Source organism: Streptomyces sp. NPDC017529 (genome assembly GCF_044329785.1).
GTDB lineage: Bacteria > Actinomycetota > Actinomycetes > Streptomycetales > Streptomycetaceae > Streptomyces.
Map to the genome: position 1 here is coordinate 720662 of NZ_JBIRJY010000002.1, position 18089 is coordinate 738750.

An 18089-nucleotide genomic window follows, 5' to 3' on the forward strand; every position below is an offset into this window, starting at 1 on the left:
TCCTGTGGCGCCCGTGCCGCCCGGCGGCACGGCTGCCGCTGTGGCGTCCGGCAAGTGGCTCACCGGCATTGCGGTGTCAGTGGCCGGTGCCACAGTGGTGGAGAGTGAGCAATGCGGCCGGAGGCCCTCCACGCCCCCGGCGCCGTTGCCCCGCTCTCGTCGTCCCGTGTTCTCTCCGTCCCGTTCGATCAGGGCAGCAGGGGGTGTACAGGCTGGTGGCAGGTCCGGAAGCAGGAGCTGAGGCGGCGCGCGCCCGCGCGCTCGCGGTGCTGCGGATCCGCGGCGCGGCGCTGGGCGTGGCCCTGGTGCCCGCGGCGGTGGCCGTGGTGCTGCTCGTCGGCGGGCTGACCGGCCGCATCGGCCGCGCCGATCCGGTCACGAGTTCCGGCGGCTGGGACACGGCGCGCTGGGTCGTGACGGGTCTCGCCCTGGTCGTGCTGCTGCTGGCGGCGCTGGTCACGGCCGTCGTCGTACGGGCCAGGCCGGCGCTCAGCCCTTCCGTGCCGATAGCGGAGGCGTCGGCGCCCGACCTGTACCGCCTCGTCCGGGATCTGGCCGACCGCCTGGAGGTGCCCGCCCCGTCCGCGATAGCCCTGACGCCGGACTGCGACAGCTGGCTGGAGGACCGTACGCACCGCGCGCACGGGACGCCGCACGGCAAGGCGGCGGGCGGCGGCGCCGCGAACGCCGGAGCGCGGGTGGGCGCGCGCGCCGCCCAGGCGCCGGTCCTGGTGATCGGCTCGCCCTTCATGTGGTGGATGCGGGTCGCCGAGCTGCGGGCGCTGCTGGCGCCCGTCGTGGCCGGCACCGGGCCGTCCGCCAACCCGGACATAGCCGCGGCCCGGCGCTTCGTGCGGGGGCTGGACGCCGCGGTGGCGGTCTCGGCGCGCGGCAAGGGGCCGCTGCGCGCGCCGGCGCCGGCGTTCGTCGGCTGGGTCGCGCGTCTGCTGCTGCGGGCCTGCCGGGAACACGCCACGGAGATGGAACGGTGCGTCGCGGCCGCCGCCTCCGAGCGGGCCCAGAGCGTCGACTACGGGCTGCGGATCGTCGCCCAGGAGCAGGTCGGCCTGGCGTACGCGGGCTGGGACCGGCTGCTGACCAGGGTCGCGCTGCCCGCCTGGCGGATGGGCCGCTGGCCCTCCCGGCTGGACGCCGGAGTGGTGTCCGCGCTCACCGAGCTGTCCCGCCGCGACCGGTTGGCCGAAGGTTTCACCTCGCGGCTGGGCGAGCGCCCCGCGTGCGACCTCCTGGAGGAGCCCGGCGCGGTCGACCGGGCCGCCTCCCTGCTCGCCGCCCGCCTCTTTCACGGCGGCCCGGCCGAGCCGGGCCCGGACTGGTCGCCGGTCGGCTGGCAGCAGTATCCGGAGGAGGTCGTCGACCGCAAATGGCGCCTGGAGGCGGCCCGGCTGCACCGCGCGCTGGACGGCCTCCCGCCGGTCGCGGCCGGTGATTCCCAGCCCCGGCCCCGGCCCGGCCGCCGCATACCGGGCCTGCTGCCGGAGCCGTCGGCACCTCGGGAGCGGCCCGTACCCGCCGAGGCGCCCCCGGAGACGGAGACGGAGGCTGAGACGGCGCCGGTCATGGATCCGCCGGCCGTCCCGCCCGCCGACCCGGGCCCGGAGAGTTCCGCGCCGACGCTCATACGGGTCATCGAGCGGCTGGTGGCCGACGAGCGGGCGGGAGATCTGGTGGCCGCCCGGCTCGGTGCCGAGCTGGCGCGCGAGGAGCGTGCCGAGGCGGCCCGCCAAGCGGCCCGTGAGCCCGCGGGCGACGGGCCGGACGCGGGCGTGGCCTGGGGCGACGGCCTCGCCGACGGGTTGCCGCTCTTCCCGATGCAGCCCCCGCGCACCGGCCGCGAGCTGCTCGCCGACCACGTCACGGCGATGGTCTGCTGCGCCGCCGTGGACACCGCCGGAGCCGCCCCCGGCCTGGACTGGCTGGACGGACCGATACTGCTCGTCGACGGCGCCCGCCGCTCGGACCTGGCCCACCCGGTGCTCCGGCTCGTCGACGACGGTGACGCCGGGCCGCTCGGCGACTGGCTGGGCGAGGTCGGCGTGCGGCCCGAGAAGCCGGTCAGGCTCGTGTGAGGGGCGCCAAGGGCGCGCGGGGAGCGTACGGGGGCGTATTCGGGGGCATTCAGAAGCTGAGTGCGCCCGTTACTGGCGGCAACTCCGCATCACCCGCACGACCGGGCTGAATGTTTCCCTCCAGTTCGCCGTTCATGGCCGGAACCCTCGCTAATTCACGACGAAGGGTGACGGGATGAGTGCGTAATGTGATGTGCTGGGGTCGGCCCCAGTCGTTCAATCGAGCACGACATCTGAGTGCCGCGGCGGCCCGCTCAGTCGGCGGGGGGACGCAGGGAGGGGAGTACGAGGTGGGGACGGAGCAGATCCGGCGCTGGGAGTCGGGAGCGCTTGCGCACGCGGTCACGGACCCGTTCGGCCAAGGGCCGCTGCCCTGGCTGCGCGGCAGCGAGAACTACTTCGACTCCGGTCAGGTGGTTCCCTGGTACGTCGACCCGGCCGTCGCTCCCGGAGAGAAGCGCGTGCCCTCACCCCGCTCCAGCGCGGGTCCCCGCACGGCGGACGACGTGCGGCGGCAGATCAAGGGCTTCGCGAGCACCGGAGCGGTCGCCCCGGGCGAGGCCATCGACTTCCGTGTCACGGTCGACCCGCCCCAGCCCTTCAGCATCGACATCTACCGGATCGGCCACTACGCGGGCACCGGCGCCGCGAAGATCACCACCAGCCCCCGGCTGGCCGGCATCGTACAGCCCCCGCCGCTCACCGCCGACCGCACGGTCTCCTGCCACCACTGGTGGCTCTCCTGGCGCCTCCAGGTTCCCGCGTACTGGAAGCTGGGCGCCTATGTCGCCGTCCTGACCACCGCCGACGGCCACCGCAGCCACGTGCCCTTCACGGTCCGCGACGCGCACCCCGCCGACCTCCTGCTGCTCCTGCCCGACATCACCTGGCAGGCGTACAACCTCTACCCGGAGGACGGGCGCACGGGCGCCAGCCTCTACCACGCCTGGGACGCGGACGGCTCGCTGCTCGGCGAGGCGGACGCCGCCACCACCGTCTCCTTCGACCGCCCGTACGCCGGCGCCGGCCTGCCGCTCCACGTGGGCCACGCCTACGACTTCATCCGCTGGGCCGAGCGGTACGGCTACGACCTCGCGTACGCCGACGCCCGCGACCTGCACGCCGGCCTGGTCGACCCGTCCCGCTACCGCGGCCTGGTCTTCCCCGGCCACGACGAGTACTGGTCCCAGCCCATGCGCCGGACCGCCGAACTGGCCCGTGACAGCGGCACCTCGCTGGTCTTCCTGTCCGCCAACACCATGTACTGGCAGGTCGAACTGGCCCCGTCGCCGGCCGGCCCGGACTCGCTGCTGCGCTGCCGCAAACGCCAGGGGCCCGGCCGCCCCGCCCTGTGGCGCGAGGTGGGCGAGCCGGAACAGCAGCTGATGGGCATCCAGTACGCCGGCCGGGTGCCGGAGCCCGCGCCCCTGGTCGTCCGCAACGCGGACCACTGGATGTGGGAGGCGACCGGCGCCCACGAAGGCGACGAGCTGCCGGGCCTGGTCGCCGGCGAGGCCGACCGCTACTTCCCGCGGACGCCGCTGCCCGAGCACAGCCGCCGCATCCTGCTGGCCCACTCCCCGTACGAGGACGGCGAGGGCGTCCGCCGCCACCAGGAGACCTCGCTGTACCGGGCCCTCAGCGGCGCCCTGGTCTTCGCCTCCGGCACCTTCGCCTGGTCTCCGGCCCTGGACCGCCCCGGCCATGTCGACGAGCGCGTCCAGCGCGCCACGGCCAACCTGCTCGACCGGATCTGCAAGCGGGACTGAGAGCCCGCCCACGGCGTGGATGCGGCGGTCACCGCGCCTGCGGCGGTCACCGCGCCGCGAGCGGTCCCAGTTCCCGGGCCAGCGCCACCGTCAGCGCCCGGAAGATCCGTACCTCCGGATTGGGATCGCCGGCCCGTGTCACCAGCACGCTGTGCGCGCACGGAGCGTCCAGCACCGGCACGTACACCGTCCCGGGCCACGGGTAGTAGCGGGCGAACGACTTCAGCCCGGAGCCGGCGCCGCGGCCCGCCGCGACGCTGGTCAGCACGTCGTGCGGGGTCAGCGCGCAGTCCGGCGCGCGGCGCTCGCCCTCGTCGAAGTACAGGTAGTCGGTGAACGGCCGCGGCGTGTGCCGGGGCAGCCGCAGGTACGGCAGGTCGATGATGTCCGCGACCCGTACGCCCGTCCCGGCCGCGTCCGCGAGCTGCGAGGCCGCCGGGACCGCCACGATCCGCTGCTCGGTCGTCAGGATGTCCACCTCGATGCCCTCGCTCTCGATCGCGGGCCGGACGAACGCCACGTCCACCCGGTCCTCGCGCAGCGCGCTGCAGTGCTCCGTGAAGGTCAGCTGCACCAGCTTCAGCGGCACCTCGGGCCGCGCCCGGCGGAAGGCGTTGACGGCCGCCGGGGTCACCTCGGCAGAGCCGTGCCCCATCACGCCGACCCGCAGCCCGCGCGCCGCCAGGGCCGACGCCGCCGAGGTGCGGTGCGCGGCCTCGGTCACGTCCTCCACGGCGGCGTTCGCGGCGGCCAGCAGCGTACGGGCGTGGGAGGCCAGCCGCTGCCCGGCGGCGGTCGGCCGTACGGGGCCGTTGCCGCGGTCCAGCAGCCGGGCGCCGAGTTCCCGTTCCAGCTGCTGCACGTGCTGGGTGACCGCCGCAGGCGACAGGAAGAGCCGTGAGGCGGCCCGCCCGAAGTGGCCTTCCTCGACCACCGCCAGGAAGGAAGACAGCCGTCGCAGATCCATACGTGCCACGATAAGTCGCGCGCGGGCCGGGGCCGGGGGTTCCTTCACGAATCGTGAACGGGGGCGGCGCCGGGCCCCTGCCGCCTCGTACAACGGCTCCTATGAGCACGTCCTCCGCCGCCTCCCGCACCGCTGTCCCCGCCGACGCCCGCGTGGGTCCCTCGGCCCGCATGCCCGACGAACCGTTCCGTTCCCGCCACTGGCTGCGCGCGGGCTGGCTGATGACGGCCTCCGGTTGGAGCGCCAACCAGTTCTCCGCCCTCCTGGGCGCCTACCGCGGCGACCTCGGCCTGACCACGGCCACCACCACCGCCCTCTTCGCGGTGTACGTCCTCGGCCTGATCCCCGGGCTGCTGCTGGGCGGCCCGCTGGCCGACCGGCTCGGCCGCCGCCCCGTCGTCTTCACCGCGCTCGGCACGGCCGCCCTGGCGACCTGCCTCCTGATGGCGGGCCCGGCCGCGGCCTGGCTGCTGTGGCCCGGCCGCTTCCTGACCGGCCTCGGCGCCGGCGCCCTGCTGACCGCGGGCAGCGTCTGGATCAAGGAACTCTCCTCCGCCCCGTACGACACGACCGCCGCGCCCGGCACGGCCGCCCGCCGCTCCGGGCTCTTCCTCTCCGCGGGCTTCGCCTCCGGCGGCCTGGCCGCCGCCCTGATCGCCCAGTGGGCACCGGCCCCGATGGTCACGGCGTACGTCCCGCACCTCGTCCTGTCGGCGGCCGCGGCGGTGGCGGCGGCCAGGGCGCCGGAGACGGTGCGCACGGCGGCACCCGGCCGCGCGCCGGAAGCGGCCGCGGAAACGGGCCGGGAACCGGGCGGGGCCGGTGCCCGTGCCGCCTTCCGGCGACTGGTCGCCCCGCTCGCACCCTGGGTGTTCGCCGCGCCCACCATCGCCTTCGTGACGCTCCCCGGGCTCGTCGGCGACCGCCTGGACGGCTGGCAGACGGTGTACGCGGGCGTCGCGACCGCCATCACCCCCGGCGCCGGTCTCCTCGTCGCGCCCCTCGCCCGGCACCTCGCCGCCCGCCACCGCCTCGCCACCGCCGTCACCGGGCTGGCCGCCGTCGCGGCCGGTCTCCTCGCCGCCGCGCTCGCCGTCGCGTACACGCAGCCGGCCGTGGCGCTGTTCGCCGCCGTGGTGCTCGGCGGCGGCTACGGCCTGTGCGTCGCCTACGGCCTGACCGAGGTCGCGGCCCTGGCGCCCCCGCACCGGCTGGCCCGCCTCACCGCCCGCTTCTGGACCCTCGCCTACCTGGGATTCTTCGCCCCCTACGGCATCACGTTGCTCAGCGCCCGGTTCTCCCCGCAGACCGTGCTCGCCGCCGCGGCGGCCCTCGCCGTGCTCACCCTGGGGGCGGTCGTCCGCGGGGCGCGCCGCGACCGCCGCTGAGAGCCCGTATCCGGACCCCGGCCGGGCACCCGCAAACCAGCCACCACCGACCCTGCGGCGCCGTAGAGCCCCCGCATACGGGAGAATCGAACCGACGCCTGGATCAATCTACGCGGAGGCAGCGTGTCCGGTTTTGTAGAAAAGCCCGAGGCCGTGGAGGTCCCGGGGCTCACCCACCTCCACACCGGCAAGGTGCGCGACCTCTATCAGAACGCCGCCGGTGACCTGATCATGGTCGCCAGCGACCGTATGTCCGCCTACGACTGGGTACTGCCCACCGAGATCCCCGACAAGGGCCGCGTACTGACCCAGCTCTCGCTGTGGTGGTTCGACCAGCTCGCCGACCTCGTCCCCCACCACGTGCTGTCCACGGAGCTGCCGCCCGGCGCGCCGGCCGACTGGGAGGGCCGGACGACGGTCTGCAAGTCGCTGGCGATGATCCCGGTCGAGTGCGTGGCCCGCGGTTACCTCACGGGCTCCGGTCTGGCCGAGTACGAGCAGACCCGTACCGTCTGCGGCCTGGCGCTCCCGGAGGGCCTGACCGACGGTTCCGAGCTGCCCGGACCGATCTTCACCCCCGCCACCAAGGCCGCCGTCGGCGAGCACGACGAGAACGTGCCCTACGAGGAGGTCGCCCGCCAGATCGGCGCCGAGGTCGCCGCCCAGCTCCGGCAGTCCACCCTCGCCGTCTACGGGCGCGCCCGCGACATCGCCCGCGAGCGCGGCATCATCCTGGCGGACACCAAGTTCGAGTTCGGCTTCGACGGCTCCCGGCTGACGCTGGCGGACGAGGTCCTCACCCCGGACTCCTCCCGCTTCTGGCCCGCGGACGGGTGGCAGCCGGGCCGCCCCCAGCCCTCCTTCGACAAGCAGTTCGTCCGCGACTGGCTCACCTCGCCGGCCTCCGGCTGGGACCGCAAGAGCGAGCAGCCCCCGCCGCCCCTTCCGCAGGAGACGGTCGAGCGCACCCGCGCCAAGTACGTCGAGGCGTACGAGCGGCTCACCGGCCTCGCCTGGTCGTGACGCGCGAAAGGCCCCGGTCGCGATGACCGGGGCCTTTCCTCTGAGCGGACGACGAGGCTCGAACTCGCGACCTCAACCTTGGCAAGGTTGCGCTCTACCAACTGAGCTACGTCCGCCTGCTCCGCGCTCGGTGGCGCGGTGCGGGGTCCACTATAGCCAACCTCGCGCGCGGGCGATGCGCGCCGCCGCGTGACGGTTCTCGGCGGACAGCTTCGCGGTGGCCGAGGAGAGGTAGTTGCGCACCGTCCCCGGCGACAGCGCGGCCCGCTCCGCGATCTCCGTCACGGGGGCGCCGTTCTCCGCGTACTCCAGCACCTCCGCCTCCCGCGCGGTCAGCGGCGAGTCCCCCGCGCTGATCGCGTCGGCGGCCAACTCCGGGTCGACATAACGGTTTCCCGCGTGCACCGCGCGGATGATCTCGGCCAGCCGCTGCGCCGAAACGGTCTTCGGCACGAACCCCCGCACCCCCGCTTCCAGGGCCCGCTTGAGGTGCCCGGGGCGCCCGTGGCTGGTCACGATCATGGTCCGGCAGCCGGGCAGCCGGCCGCGCAGGGATGTGGCCACCGCCACACCGTCCGCCCCCGGCATCTGAAGATCGAGTACGGCGACGTCGGGCTGGTGGGCCAGCGCCATCGCCAGCGCCTCGGGACCCGAAGCGGCCTCCGCCACGACCTGGAGATCGTCCTCCAGCGACAGCAGCGCGGCCAGTGCCCCGCGGATCAGGTGCTCGTCATCGGCCAACAACACCCGCACGGTCTCCGGGGGCCCCGCCGCCCGCTGCGACTCCGCCATGGTCTCCGCTTCCCTCATGTCGTTCCGTCCCTCCGGCCGGGCACCAGGCAGTGACTCACGGCCGTACCCCCGTAACGCCCGTGTGTCCTTCCGCCGCCCCTGCCGCGTCCCCGTCCTCTTCCGGCGCCCAGTCCTCGGCCAGCGGCACATGGGCCCGCAGCCAGAAGCGACCGTCGGGGCGGGGGCCGACGACCAGGGTGCCGCCGAGCGCGGAGAGGCGCTCCCGGAGCCCGGCGATGCCGCTGCCGGGACTGCGGTTCACGACCTCCTCCAGCGCACCGTCGTTCTCCATCGTGAACACCACCGCCGCTGCGGGCGGGGCCTGCGCGGCCACCCCGGCGTCCGCCCTCCCGTCGCCCGTGGCACGGGCCCTGCCGTCGTCCGTGATCACCCGCAGCGTCAGCCAGCACGTGCCCGCGTTCGCGTGCCGCAGCACGTTCGTGGTGCCCTCCCGCACCACCCAGGCCAGCACCGACTGCACCCGCTGCGGCACGCCGGCACAGTCCTCCTGGTCGATCAGGCACTCCACTCCGGCTGCCCGGAGCACCGCACGCGCCCCCGCCAGCTCCACCTCCAGATCGGCCTCCCGGTAGGCGCGGACCACGTCCCGTACCTCCCGCTGGGAGTCCTGGGCCACCTGCTGCACCTCCGCCATCTGGTCGGCGGCCTCCGGCCGTCCCTTGCGCGCCAGCCGCTCCGCCAGCTCGCTCTTGAGCGCGATCACGGCCAGGTTCCGGCCGACCACGTCGTGCATGTCCCGCGCGAACCGCAGCCGTTCCTCGGCCACGGCCAGCCGGGCCTGGGCGCCCTTCGCCTCGTCCAGCTCGCGCATCGCGGCGAGGATCCAGCCCCAGCTGCGGCACGTCAGCGGGGCGAAGAACGCGGCGAGGCCGAGGGCGAACGGCAGTCCCGCCACGAAGACGAGCGAGACGCCCATGAGGGCCATCACCGCCATGGTCGCCGCAGTGCCCACCACGTACACCAACGCCTGCCAGCGCTTCTTGAGCACCAGGGAGAGCAGCCAGCCGACGGGCAGGGTGGGGAACAGCATGACCGTGTACCAGAGCTGCGGGTCCCCGAGCGGCTCGTCGTGCGCGACCACCAGCGACACCATGACCACCGATGCCGCCGACAGCACGCCCGACACGGCGATCAGCCGCCATGGCGCGGGGGTGCCGTACACGTAGTGCGAGAGCCCGCGCCGTACGCCGGGTACGTAGACGGCGCACTGCACCATCCCCAGCACCACGATCGCCAGGACCGGGCCCAAGGACCGGTGCGCGGAAGTCGTCGCGGCGAGCAGCGGTGCGGCGAGCCAGCCGAGGAGCAGCAGCCACGGCGCTATGTACAGCGTCCACCGCGCCCAGATGTAGACCTGCGCGACCCTGCCACGCCCCCGCAACTTGCGCAGCTGCCCGTGGAACACCGCCTCCGCACCCCCGTCGTCCCCAATGCCGTACATCGTCAGTGCCGTGGCTCCCAGCGGAACCACCGACGTACAGCAAACACCGCGAGCCCGCCCCAGGCCAACGCGATGACCAGCCGCTTCAGCAGGTCGGCGGGGTCGGTCGCGCCGATCCAGCCGTCCCGCACCAGGCCCATCACCGGCGACAGGGGCAGCAGCTCCAGGATCGAGGCGACCCGGTCGGGCAGGATGTCGAGCGGTACGACCATCCCGGAGCCGCCCAGGGATACGAAGACGAACGGCATCGTGGTCAGCTGCGCCGCCTCGGCGCTCTTGGTGATGACCGTGGAGGCCGCCGCCATCGCCACCACGATCACCATGCCGAGGAGCACCCCCAGCAGGACCAGGTGCGGGGCCTTGGGCAGGCCCGCCTTCAGGACCAGCCCGCCGCAGACCGTCAGCAGGAGGCACTGCGCCAGCCCGATGAGCACGGTCGGCAGCGCCGTCCCGGCCAGGATCTCCCGGTCCGTCAGTTCGTCGCAGCGCAGCCGCTTGAGCACCAGTTCCTCGCGCCGCGTCACCAGCGCGCCCGTGACGGTCGAGTACACCGCGAAGACCAGCACGAAGCCGAGGGTCCCGGGTAGCAGGACCGTGCCGACCGACAGGCCGTTTTCCTGGAGCGGCATTTCGGAGACCGCACGCTGCATGGCGAAGGCCATGATCAGGGGCATCAGCAGCGCCATGAACAACGTGGTCTTGTTGCGGAACAGCAGCGTCAGCTCCGCACGGGCCAGCGCGGCCAGCCGGTCGCGCGCCTCCTTGCGGGCAGGCGCCGCGGTCCTCGTATCGGTGACGGCGATGCTCACTTGTCCTCCAAACCCTTGGCGATCCGCAGGAACGCCTCCTCCAGCGACGCCGAGCGGGCGTCGAGGCCGCGCAGTTCGATGTCCTTGTCCCGCGCCCACAGCAGCACACCGGTCGCGGCCCGCTGCAGGTCGGAGGTCTGGAGCCGTACCGTGCGACCCGTCGTCTCGTGTCCGTCGACGCCCAGTTCCGGCAGCGGCGGCAGGTCGCCGGCCAGGAAGCCGTCGGGCAGTTCGAAGGAGATCTGCGCGGGGTGGCTGGCCACCACCTCCGCGACCGTGCCGGTCGTCGCTATCCGGCCCCGGTGCATGATCGCGAGGCGGTCGGCCAGCCCCTCGGCCTCTTCCAGGTAGTGCGTGGTCAGCACGACGGTCGTGCCGTCCGACCGCAGCTCGCGGATCAACTCCCAGGTCGCGTGGCGGGCTTCGGTGTCCAGGCCGGTGGTCGGCTCGTCGAGGAACAGCACCTCGGGCCGCCCCAGCGTCGCCATGGCCAGGTCCAGCCGCCGCCGCTCACCGCCGGAGAGCATCTTGACCCGTACGTCCCGGCGCCGGGACAGGCCGACCGCCTCCAGCGCCTCGTCGACCGGCCGGGCGCCGCTGGTCGTGCCGGCCCACATCCGTACGGTCTCGGCAGCCGTCAGGTCCGAGGGGAAGCCGCCCTCCTGGAGCATCACGCCGACCCGCGGCCGGACCCGGGCCCGCTCCGTGTACGGATCGTGGCCCAGTACGCGCACCTTGCCGCCGGTCGGCGCGGCCAGCCCCTCAAGCAGCTCGACGGTGGAGGTCTTGCCCGCCCCGTTCGTGCCGAGCAGGGCGAACAGCTCCCCGCGGGCGACGGAGAAATCTATGCCCCGTACCGCCTCGAAGCCCGCTTCGCCCTTCTTCTTCCGGCCGCCCCCGGACGGTCCGTACCGCCTGCGCAGCCCCGTGACGTCGATCACGTTCGTGCCGTAGTCCCCGATGTTCATGCTTCAAGGCTCCCGCCGGAAGCCGGCCGGGGGCAGTGCGGCATGTCATCAGCCCAGATGACAAATGTCAGATGGGCGGCGGGACGAGGCTCCGGGAAGGCGGGGCGGCGGGGGAGCGATGCGCGGCAGCAACGGCGCGGTTCGCGCCGGCACATGCGAAAGGCCCCGGTCGCGATGACCGGGGCCTTTCTTCTGAGCGGACGACGAGGCTCGAACTCGCGACCTCAACCTTGGCAAGGTTGCGCTCTACCAACTGAGCTACGTCCGCACGCATCCGACCGGCTTTCACCGGGCGGCGCGACAGCTACTCTACCTGATCCTTTGGACCGGTCGGTACTGTCGGAGCGGGTGACAGGGATTGCACACTGCGCCTCCCCCTTGGAAAGAGGGCGCTCTACTACTGAGCTACACCCGCGTGACTCCTCGGGATCCGGCCTTTCGGCCTCGCCCCTCGGCGTGCTCCAGACTCTAGCTGATCAACAGGGGTGGTGTGCAACTCGGCTGCGGGGCAGCGGAACCCGGCCCGGTGGCCGGGTTCCGCCGGGTGCCGCCCGGACGCCGCCCGCCCGCCGCCGACCGTGGAGCGGCCGGTCGGCGGGCGGGCGCCCGAGGTGGCCGGCGGTCAGTGGTTCGCCGCGTCGAACGCCTCGTAGACCTTCTTCGGGATCCGGCCCCGTGGGGGCACGTCCATGCGGTTGGACCGCGCCCAGGCGCGCACGGCGGCCGGGTCCGGCGTCACGGAGGTGTGGTGGTAGGCCTTGCCGGACTTCGACCGCTTGCGGCCGGCCTCCACGAACGGGGCGAGGGTGCCGCGCAGTTTCTTCGCATTGGCGGGATTGAGGTCGATCTCGTACGACTTCCCGTCCAAACCGAAGGTGACCGTCTCTGCGGCTTCTCCGCCTTCGATGTCATCGGAGAGCGTGACTACTACGCGCTGCGCCACGGATATCGGTCCTTTCGAGCAGCGACCCCGTGTTGACATGGAGGGATGCTGCAGATCCGGCTGATTGGGATCAATGCATTTTCATTTGTACAGCGGTGGGCATTGCATTGTGAAGCCCAGTTAATTTCCTCAGCGTGTCCTTCCGCAATGTGGACCCTAGGTCTTTTCTGAGATTTTCCCCACCGCTTACCGAGCCTGTTGCCGCACCGTGACCGCCTTGTCACGATATCTATGCGCGTAGATTTTCGAACACGGTACTGTGATGACACCGCCTTACGCACCACACCATCGGGAGTGCCAGTGGCACGCGTCGTAGTCGACGTCATGCTCAAGCCGGAGATCCTCGACCCGCAGGGCCAGGCGGTGCAGCGCGCACTGCCCCGCCTGGGATTCGAGGGGATCGGCGACGTCCGTCAGGGCAAGCGTTTCGAACTTGAGGTGGAGGGCCCGGTCGACGACGCCGCCCTCGCCCGTATCCACGAGATGGCCGAGACCTTCCTCGCCAACACCGTCATCGAGGACTTCACCGTCCACGTCGAAGACCAGGCCGGGTCATGACGGCGCGCATCGGAGTCATCACCTTTCCGGGCACGCTCGACGACCGTGACACCCAGCGCGCCGTCCGGCTCGCCGGGGCCGAGGCGGTGCCGCTGTGGCACCGTGACAAGGACCTCAAGCAGGTCGACGCCGTGGTCCTGCCCGGCGGCTTCTCCTACGGCGACTACCTGCGGGCCGGCGCCATCTCCCGCTTCTCGCCGGTGATGGACACCGTCATCGAGCAGGCCAAGGGCGGCCTGCCGGTGCTCGGCATCTGCAACGGCTTCCAGGTGCTGACCGAGACCCACCTGCTGCCCGGCGCCATGCTGCGCAACGAGAGCCTGCACTTCGTCTGCCGAGACCAGCGGCTGCGGGTGGAGAACGCGGACACCGCCTGGACCGCCGACTACACCGCCGGCCAGCAGATCTCCGTACCGCTGAAGAACATCGACGGCCGGTACGTCGCCGACGAGCGCACGCTCGACATGCTGGAGGCCGAGGGGCGCGTCGCCTTCCGCTACCTGACCGGGGGCGACGCCGCCGACGGGTACGGCAACCCCAACGGCTCGCTGCGCGACATCGCCGGTATCACCAACGAGGCGGGCAACATCGTCGGCCTCATGCCGCATCCCGAGCACGCCGTCGAGCCGCTGATCGGCACCGGCCGCACGGACGGCCTCGGATTCTTCACCTCGATCCTGAAGAAATTGGTCAACGCATGACGCTCGACACGGTCAAGCACGCAGCCGAGACGCCGGACACCGACCAGCCGTGGGCCGAACTCGGCCTGAAGCAGGACGAGTACGAGCGCGTCCGCGAGATCCTCGGCCGCCGTCCCACCGGCGCCGAACTCGCGATGTACTCCGTCATGTGGTCCGAGCACTGCTCGTACAAGAGCAGCAAGGTCCACCTGAGGCAGTTCGGCCAGAAGGTCCCCGAGAACGACGCGATGCTCGTCGGCATCGGCGAGAACGCGGGCGTCGTCGACGTCGGCCAGGGCTACGCGGTCACCTTCAAGGTCGAGTCGCACAACCACCCGTCCTACGTCGAGCCGTACCAGGGCGCGGCCACCGGCGTCGGCGGCATCGTCCGCGACATCATCGCCATGGGCGCCCGCCCGGTCGCCGTCGTGGACCCGCTGCGCTTCGGCGCCGCCGACCACCCCGACACCAAGCGCGTCCTGCCGGGCGTCGTCGCGGGCATCGGCGGCTACGGCAACTGCCTGGGCCTGCCCAACATCGGCGGCGAGGTCGTCTTCGACTCCTGCTATCAGGGCAACCCGCTGGTCAACGCCGGTGCGATCGGCGTGATGCGGCACGCGGACATCCACCTCGCCAAGGCGTCCGGCGCCGGCAACAAGGTCATCCTCTACGGCGCCCGAACCGGCGGCGACGGTATCGGCGGCGCCTCGATCCTGGCCTCGGAGACCTTCGACGACGCCAAGCCGAGCAAGCGGCCCGCCGTCCAGGTCGGCGACCCCTTCCAGGAGAAGCTGCTCATCGAGTGCACCCTGGAGGCGTTCGCCGAGAAGCTGGTCGTCGGCATCCAGGACCTCGGCGCGGCCGGCCTGTCCTGCGCCACCAGCGAACTGGCCTCCAACGGTTCCGGCGGCATGCGCGTGGAGCTGGACGACGTACCGCTGCGCGACTCGACGCTCTCGCCCGAGGAAATCCTCATGAGCGAGTCGCAGGAACGCATGTGCGCCGTCGTCGAACCGGCGAAGGTCGAGCGCTTCCTGGCGATCTGCGAGAAGTGGGACGTCACCGCGACCGTCATCGGCGAGGTCACCGACGGCGACCGGCTGGAGATCTTCTGGCACGGCGAGAAGATCGTCGACGTCGACCCGAAGACCGTCGCCCACGAGGGCCCGGTCTACGAGCGTCCCCACGCGCGCCCCGCCTGGCAGGACGCCCTCCAGGCCGACGACGCGGGCAAGCTGCCGCGCCCGGAGACCGGCGAGGCGCTGCGCGAGCAGGTGCTCAAGCTGGTCGCCTCGCCCAACCAGGCGTCCAAGTCCTGGATCACCAGCCAGTACGACCACTTCGTGCAGGGCAACACCGTGCTGGCGCAGCCGGAGGACTCCGGCATGATCCGCATCGACGAGGAGTCCGGGCTGGGCGTGGCCATCGCCACCGACGGCAACGGCCGCTACGCCAAGCTGGACCCGTACCACGGCGCGCAGCTGGCGCTGGCGGAGTCCTACCGCAACGTCGCGGCGACCGGCGCCAAGCCGCTGGCGGTCTCCGACTGCCTGAACTTCGGCTCGCCCGAGGACCCGGCCGTCATGTGGCAGTTCGCCGAGGCCGTCCGCGGCCTCGCCGACGGCTGCCTGGAGCTCGGTACGCCGGTCACCGGCGGCAACGTCTCCCTCTACAACCAGACCGGCGAGGCCGCCATCCACCCGACCCCCGTGGTCGCGGTGCTCGGCGTGATCGACGACGTCGCGCGCCGTACCCCGGTCGCGTTCGCGGACGAGGGCCATCTCGTCTACCTCCTCGGTGACACCAGGGACGAACTGGGCGGCTCGGCCTGGTCCCAGGTCGTCCACGACCACCTGGGCGGCCTGCCGCCGCAGGTGGACCTCGGCCGGGAGAAGCTGCTGGCCGAGATCCTGATCTCGGCTTCCCGCGACGGCATGATCGACGCGGCGCACGACCTGTCCGACGGCGGCCTGATCCAGGCCCTCGTCGAGTCGTGCCTGCGCGGCGGCAAGGGCGCCCGGATCGTCGTCCCCGACGGCCTGGACCCCTTCGTCCTCCTGTTCTCCGAGTCGGCGGGCCGCGCCATCGTCGCGGTCCCGCGCAGCGAGGAGCTGCGCTTCAGCGACATGTGCGGCGCGCGCGGCCTCCCGGCCACCCGCATCGGTGTCGTGGACGGAGAAGAGATCGACGTGCAGGGGCAGTTCACCGTCTCGCTGAGCGACCTCAGGGAAGCTCACGAGGGGACGATCCCGGCCCTGTTCGGCTGAGCACTCCCGCAGCACTCCCACACGGTGGCCCGTCCTCTCCCGGGGGCGGGCCACCGGCGCACCGGAACGCGCCGCCCCCGCTTCCGCCGGTCATGTCTCCTCGGCCGCCGGCGCGGCCGGCCGTATGCGCAGGGCCAGGAGCAGCGCCAGGGCCAGGACGCCTGCGGAGCAGAGGAAGACCACGCCCGTGGAGGAGCTGAAGGCGTCCACCGCTCGGGTGTGGGCCTCGCCTTTGAGGGTGGGTATCGCGCTGGTCGAGCCGCCGGGGCCGCGGGCGGCGTAGACCCGGGCCAGCACCGTCCCGAACAGGGCGGCGCCCAGCGAACCGCCCAGGGTCTGGAAGAAGCGTATGCCGGTCGTCGCGACCCCGAGCTGGTGGAGCGGCGCGGCCTGCTGGACGAGCACGATCAGCTGGCCCAGCGTCTGGCCGAACCCGGCGCCGAGCAGGAGCAGTTCGGCCCGTACGGCCCACAGCCCGGTGTCGGCGCCGTTCGTCGAGAGCAGGAGCGCGGCCACGGCGGCACAGGCCGTACCGCTGATGACGAAGGTCTTCTCCGTCCATCCGCGGGCAGCGAGTCTGGCGGTCAGCAGGCCCGAGCAGGCCATGCCGAGCGCTATGGGGATCATGAACAGGCTCGCCGCGGCGGGCGCGATGCCGCGGGCCAGCTGGAGGTAGATGATCACGTAGACCATCGAGCCCATCAGGGCGACGCCGACCAGCCCTTGGACCGCGAAGCCGGTGCGCAGCGTGCGGTTGCGGAACATCGACAGCGGTAGCAGCGGCTCGGCGGCGGTGGCTTGCCGCCACAGGAACAGGCCGAGCAGCGCCACGGCGCCGGCGGTCAGCCCCACGATCACCGGGGAGCCCCAGCCGTAATCCCGGCCGCCCCACTCCGTCACCAGCAGCAGCGCGGTGGAGAACGCCGCCGCCAGAGCAGCGCCGAGGAAGTCGATGCGCCGTCGCTTCCCGTGCTGGGGGAGCTTGAGGACCAGTGCGGACGTGACAAGCACGGCGATGCCGACCGGCAGGTTGACGTAGAAGATCCAGCGCCAGTCCGCGTGGTCGGCGAGCAGCCCGCCGACCACCGGGCCCAGGGCCATGCCGGCCCCCGCGACCAGCCCGCCGATGCCGGAGAACCTGCCCGCGCCCTTCTCGCCCGGCTCCTTGAGCCGGGCGATGACGACCATGGTGACGCTCATCAGCCCGCCGCCGCCCAGGCCTTGCAGGGCACGGAAGGCGATCAGCTGCCCCATGCTCTGCGCGGCCCCGCACAGGGCGGAGCCGAGCAGGAAGGTGGTGACGGCACCGAGGAAGACCTTCTTCGCGCCGAGGGAGTCGCACAGCTTGCCGTACAGGGGCAGCGCGGCGGTGGCGGCCAGGGAGAACGTGCTGATGAGCCATGGGATGCGGTCCACGCCGTGCAGCGGGTCCAGTTCGCGGGCGATCGGGACCGTGACGGCCGAGACGATGTTCTGGTCGAGGACGGCGAGCAGCATCGTCGCGAGGCAGACGGCGAAGCCGATCTTGCGCCGGGCCGGCGTCATGCCGCCCGGCCCGGCGGCGGACGGGCCGGGCGGGCCGGGCGGAGCGGCACCTGCCGTACCGGCCGGGGAGGTGCGCGGGGAAACGGTGGAAACGGTCATGGCTGCACCATGCCCGCCCGTCGTGTACCGAGTCAATATTTTATCCGGTATTATTTTTTGCCCTGGTACAGTGGTGGCATGGCTGAGGAGATGGGACTGCGCGAGCGCAAGAAACTGCAGACGGGACGGCGCGTGCTGCGCACCGCCGTCGAACTGTTCCTGGAGCGGGGCTTCGAGAAGGTCTCCGTGCAGGAGATCGCCGACGCCGCCGACGTCTCCAAGATGACCGTCTTCAACTACTACGGCTCCAAGGAGGACCTGGTCCTCAAGCCGCTGGAGCACCACGCGGACGACGCGGCCCGCGCCGTCCGCGAGCGCGCCCCGGGGGAGTCCGCGGTCGCCGCGCTCCGCCGCCAGTTCGTGGAGATGCTGGATGCCCGCGACCCGTCCGTCGGCCTGTGCGACGCGAAAGAAGTGCTCCGCATCCGCCAGTTGATCGTGGACACGCCGGCCCTCCTGCTCCGCGCCCACGCCAGCGTCCGGCACGGCGAAGAGCTGCTGGCCGAGGCCCTGGCGGAGGAGACCGGCGGCGACCGGCCGACGGCCCGGGTCGCCGCGGGCCAGCTGACGGGCGTTCGCAGCGCCCTCATCGCCGAGAACCACCGCAGGCTGCTCGCCGGCGAGGCCGCCGACGCCGTGCACCCGGACGCGGTCGCCGCCGCCCACCGGGCCTTCGACCTGGTGGAGCGCGGTCTCGGCGACTACGCGACGCGCCCCGCGCAGTAGCCT

The 18089-nt window shown here is 72.7% G+C and carries 15 protein-coding genes and 3 tRNA genes; 8 read left to right on the forward strand and 10 right to left on the reverse strand.

The window, feature by feature from the left end:
• The first annotated feature begins 215 nt into the window (after positions 1–215).
• Complete coding sequence (locus tag ACH4K4_RS07010) at positions 216–2090, forward strand: hypothetical protein (protein ID WP_398165334.1); 1875 nt, start codon at positions 216–218, stop codon at positions 2088–2090.
• Positions 2091–2380: 290 nt separating this feature from the next.
• Positions 2381–3859: a N,N-dimethylformamidase beta subunit family domain-containing protein gene (locus tag ACH4K4_RS07015; protein ID WP_398165335.1), complete on the forward strand. Its 1479-nt coding sequence runs from the start codon at positions 2381–2383 to the stop codon at positions 3857–3859.
• A gap of 46 nt (positions 3860–3905) precedes the next feature.
• Here ACH4K4_RS07015 and ACH4K4_RS07020 read toward each other — a convergent pair whose 3' ends face one another.
• Positions 3906–4826, reverse strand: coding sequence for a LysR family transcriptional regulator (locus tag ACH4K4_RS07020; RefSeq protein WP_398165336.1), 921 nt, complete (start codon positions 4824–4826; stop codon positions 3906–3908).
• Between the two features lie 101 nt (positions 4827–4927).
• Between ACH4K4_RS07020 and ACH4K4_RS07025 the strand changes: the two genes are divergently transcribed.
• The gene (locus tag ACH4K4_RS07025; protein ID WP_398165337.1) at positions 4928–6214 is read left to right on the forward strand and encodes an MFS transporter; all 1287 of its coding nucleotides are present in this window, start codon (positions 4928–4930) and stop codon (positions 6212–6214) included.
• 123 nt (positions 6215–6337) lie between these two features.
• On the forward strand, positions 6338–7237 hold the full coding sequence (locus tag ACH4K4_RS07030) for a phosphoribosylaminoimidazolesuccinocarboxamide synthase (protein WP_398165338.1): 900 nt from the start codon (positions 6338–6340) through the stop codon (positions 7235–7237).
• 43 nt (positions 7238–7280) lie between these two features.
• Here ACH4K4_RS07030 and ACH4K4_RS07035 read toward each other — a convergent pair.
• The 8 genes from ACH4K4_RS07035 to ACH4K4_RS07070 form a co-directional block, all read right to left on the reverse strand.
• Positions 7281–7353, reverse strand: a tRNA-Gly gene (locus ACH4K4_RS07035).
• 34 nt (positions 7354–7387) lie between these two features.
• Positions 7388–8047: a response regulator transcription factor gene (locus ACH4K4_RS07040; protein ID WP_398165339.1), complete on the reverse strand. Its 660-nt coding sequence runs from the start codon at positions 8045–8047 to the stop codon at positions 7388–7390.
• Between the two features lie 37 nt (positions 8048–8084).
• The gene (locus ACH4K4_RS07045) at positions 8085–9491 is read right to left on the reverse strand and encodes a sensor histidine kinase (RefSeq protein WP_398165340.1); all 1407 of its coding nucleotides are present in this window, start codon (positions 9489–9491) and stop codon (positions 8085–8087) included.
• 2 nt (positions 9492–9493) lie between these two features.
• Positions 9494–10300: an ABC transporter permease gene (locus tag ACH4K4_RS07050; RefSeq protein WP_398165341.1), complete on the reverse strand. Its 807-nt coding sequence runs from the start codon at positions 10298–10300 to the stop codon at positions 9494–9496.
• The gene (locus tag ACH4K4_RS07055) at positions 10297–11268 is read right to left on the reverse strand and encodes an ABC transporter ATP-binding protein (RefSeq protein WP_398165342.1); all 972 of its coding nucleotides are present in this window, start codon (positions 11266–11268) and stop codon (positions 10297–10299) included. The genes ACH4K4_RS07050 and ACH4K4_RS07055 overlap by 4 nt, the downstream gene beginning before the upstream one ends.
• Positions 11269–11463: 195 nt before the next feature.
• Positions 11464–11536 (reverse strand) — tRNA-Gly (locus tag ACH4K4_RS07060).
• A 75-nt stretch (positions 11537–11611) separates the two neighbouring features.
• Positions 11612–11683: transfer RNA gene (locus tag ACH4K4_RS07065), tRNA-Gly, on the reverse strand.
• A gap of 207 nt (positions 11684–11890) precedes the next feature.
• Positions 11891–12211, reverse strand: a complete 321-nt coding sequence (locus ACH4K4_RS07070; protein WP_398165343.1) for an Lsr2 family protein — start codon at positions 12209–12211, stop codon at positions 11891–11893.
• Between the two features lie 300 nt (positions 12212–12511).
• Between ACH4K4_RS07070 and purS the strand changes: the two genes are divergently transcribed.
• The 3 genes from purS to purL are packed head-to-tail and all read left to right on the forward strand — an operon-like array spanning position 12512 to position 15716.
• A complete protein-coding gene (gene purS / locus ACH4K4_RS07075; protein ID WP_030023249.1) occupies positions 12512–12769 on the forward strand; it encodes a phosphoribosylformylglycinamidine synthase subunit PurS in 258 nt (85 codons plus the stop codon).
• Entirely contained in the window at positions 12766–13470 is a 705-nt protein-coding gene (gene purQ / locus ACH4K4_RS07080; protein ID WP_398165345.1) for a phosphoribosylformylglycinamidine synthase subunit PurQ, read from the forward strand. Before purS ends, purQ begins: the two co-directional genes overlap by 4 nt.
• Complete coding sequence (gene purL / locus ACH4K4_RS07085) at positions 13467–15716, forward strand: phosphoribosylformylglycinamidine synthase subunit PurL (RefSeq protein ID WP_398165346.1); 2250 nt, start codon at positions 13467–13469, stop codon at positions 15714–15716. Before purQ ends, purL begins: the two co-directional genes overlap by 4 nt.
• A gap of 90 nt (positions 15717–15806) precedes the next feature.
• On the opposite strand, the gene ACH4K4_RS07090 is transcribed toward purL, so the two are convergent.
• Positions 15807–17261, reverse strand: coding sequence for an MFS transporter (locus ACH4K4_RS07090; RefSeq protein ID WP_398165427.1), 1455 nt, complete (start codon positions 17259–17261; stop codon positions 15807–15809).
• A gap of 177 nt (positions 17262–17438) precedes the next feature.
• Here ACH4K4_RS07090 and ACH4K4_RS07095 point away from each other — a divergent pair, with 177 nt between their 5' ends.
• A complete protein-coding gene (locus ACH4K4_RS07095) occupies positions 17439–18086 on the forward strand; it encodes a TetR/AcrR family transcriptional regulator (protein ID WP_398165347.1) in 648 nt (215 codons plus the stop codon).
• Positions 18087–18089: the final 3 nt, after the last annotated feature.

Excerpts from the sequence above, each read along its gene's own strand:
- purQ (WP_398165345.1), top strand. The coding sequence starts at position 12,766 with ATGACGGCGCGCATCGGAGTCATCACCTTTCCGGGCACGCTCGACGAC.
- purL (WP_398165346.1), top strand. The coding sequence starts at position 13,467 with ATGACGCTCGACACGGTCAAGCACGCAGCCGAGACGCCGGACACCGAC.
- ACH4K4_RS07020 (WP_398165336.1), bottom strand. The coding sequence starts at position 4,826 with ATGGATCTGCGACGGCTGTCTTCCTTCCTGGCGGTGGTCGAGGAAGGC.
- ACH4K4_RS07090 (WP_398165427.1), bottom strand. The coding sequence starts at position 17,261 with ATGACGCCGGCCCGGCGCAAGATCGGCTTCGCCGTCTGCCTCGCGACG.
- ACH4K4_RS07040 (WP_398165339.1), bottom strand. The coding sequence starts at position 8,047 with ATGAGGGAAGCGGAGACCATGGCGGAGTCGCAGCGGGCGGCGGGGCCC.
- ACH4K4_RS07045 (WP_398165340.1), bottom strand. The coding sequence starts at position 9,491 with ATGTACGGCATTGGGGACGACGGGGGTGCGGAGGCGGTGTTCCACGGG.
- ACH4K4_RS07025 (WP_398165337.1), top strand. The coding sequence starts at position 4,928 with ATGAGCACGTCCTCCGCCGCCTCCCGCACCGCTGTCCCCGCCGACGCC.
- ACH4K4_RS07055 (WP_398165342.1), bottom strand. The coding sequence starts at position 11,268 with ATGAACATCGGGGACTACGGCACGAACGTGATCGACGTCACGGGGCTG.
- ACH4K4_RS07095 (WP_398165347.1), top strand. The coding sequence starts at position 17,439 with ATGGCTGAGGAGATGGGACTGCGCGAGCGCAAGAAACTGCAGACGGGA.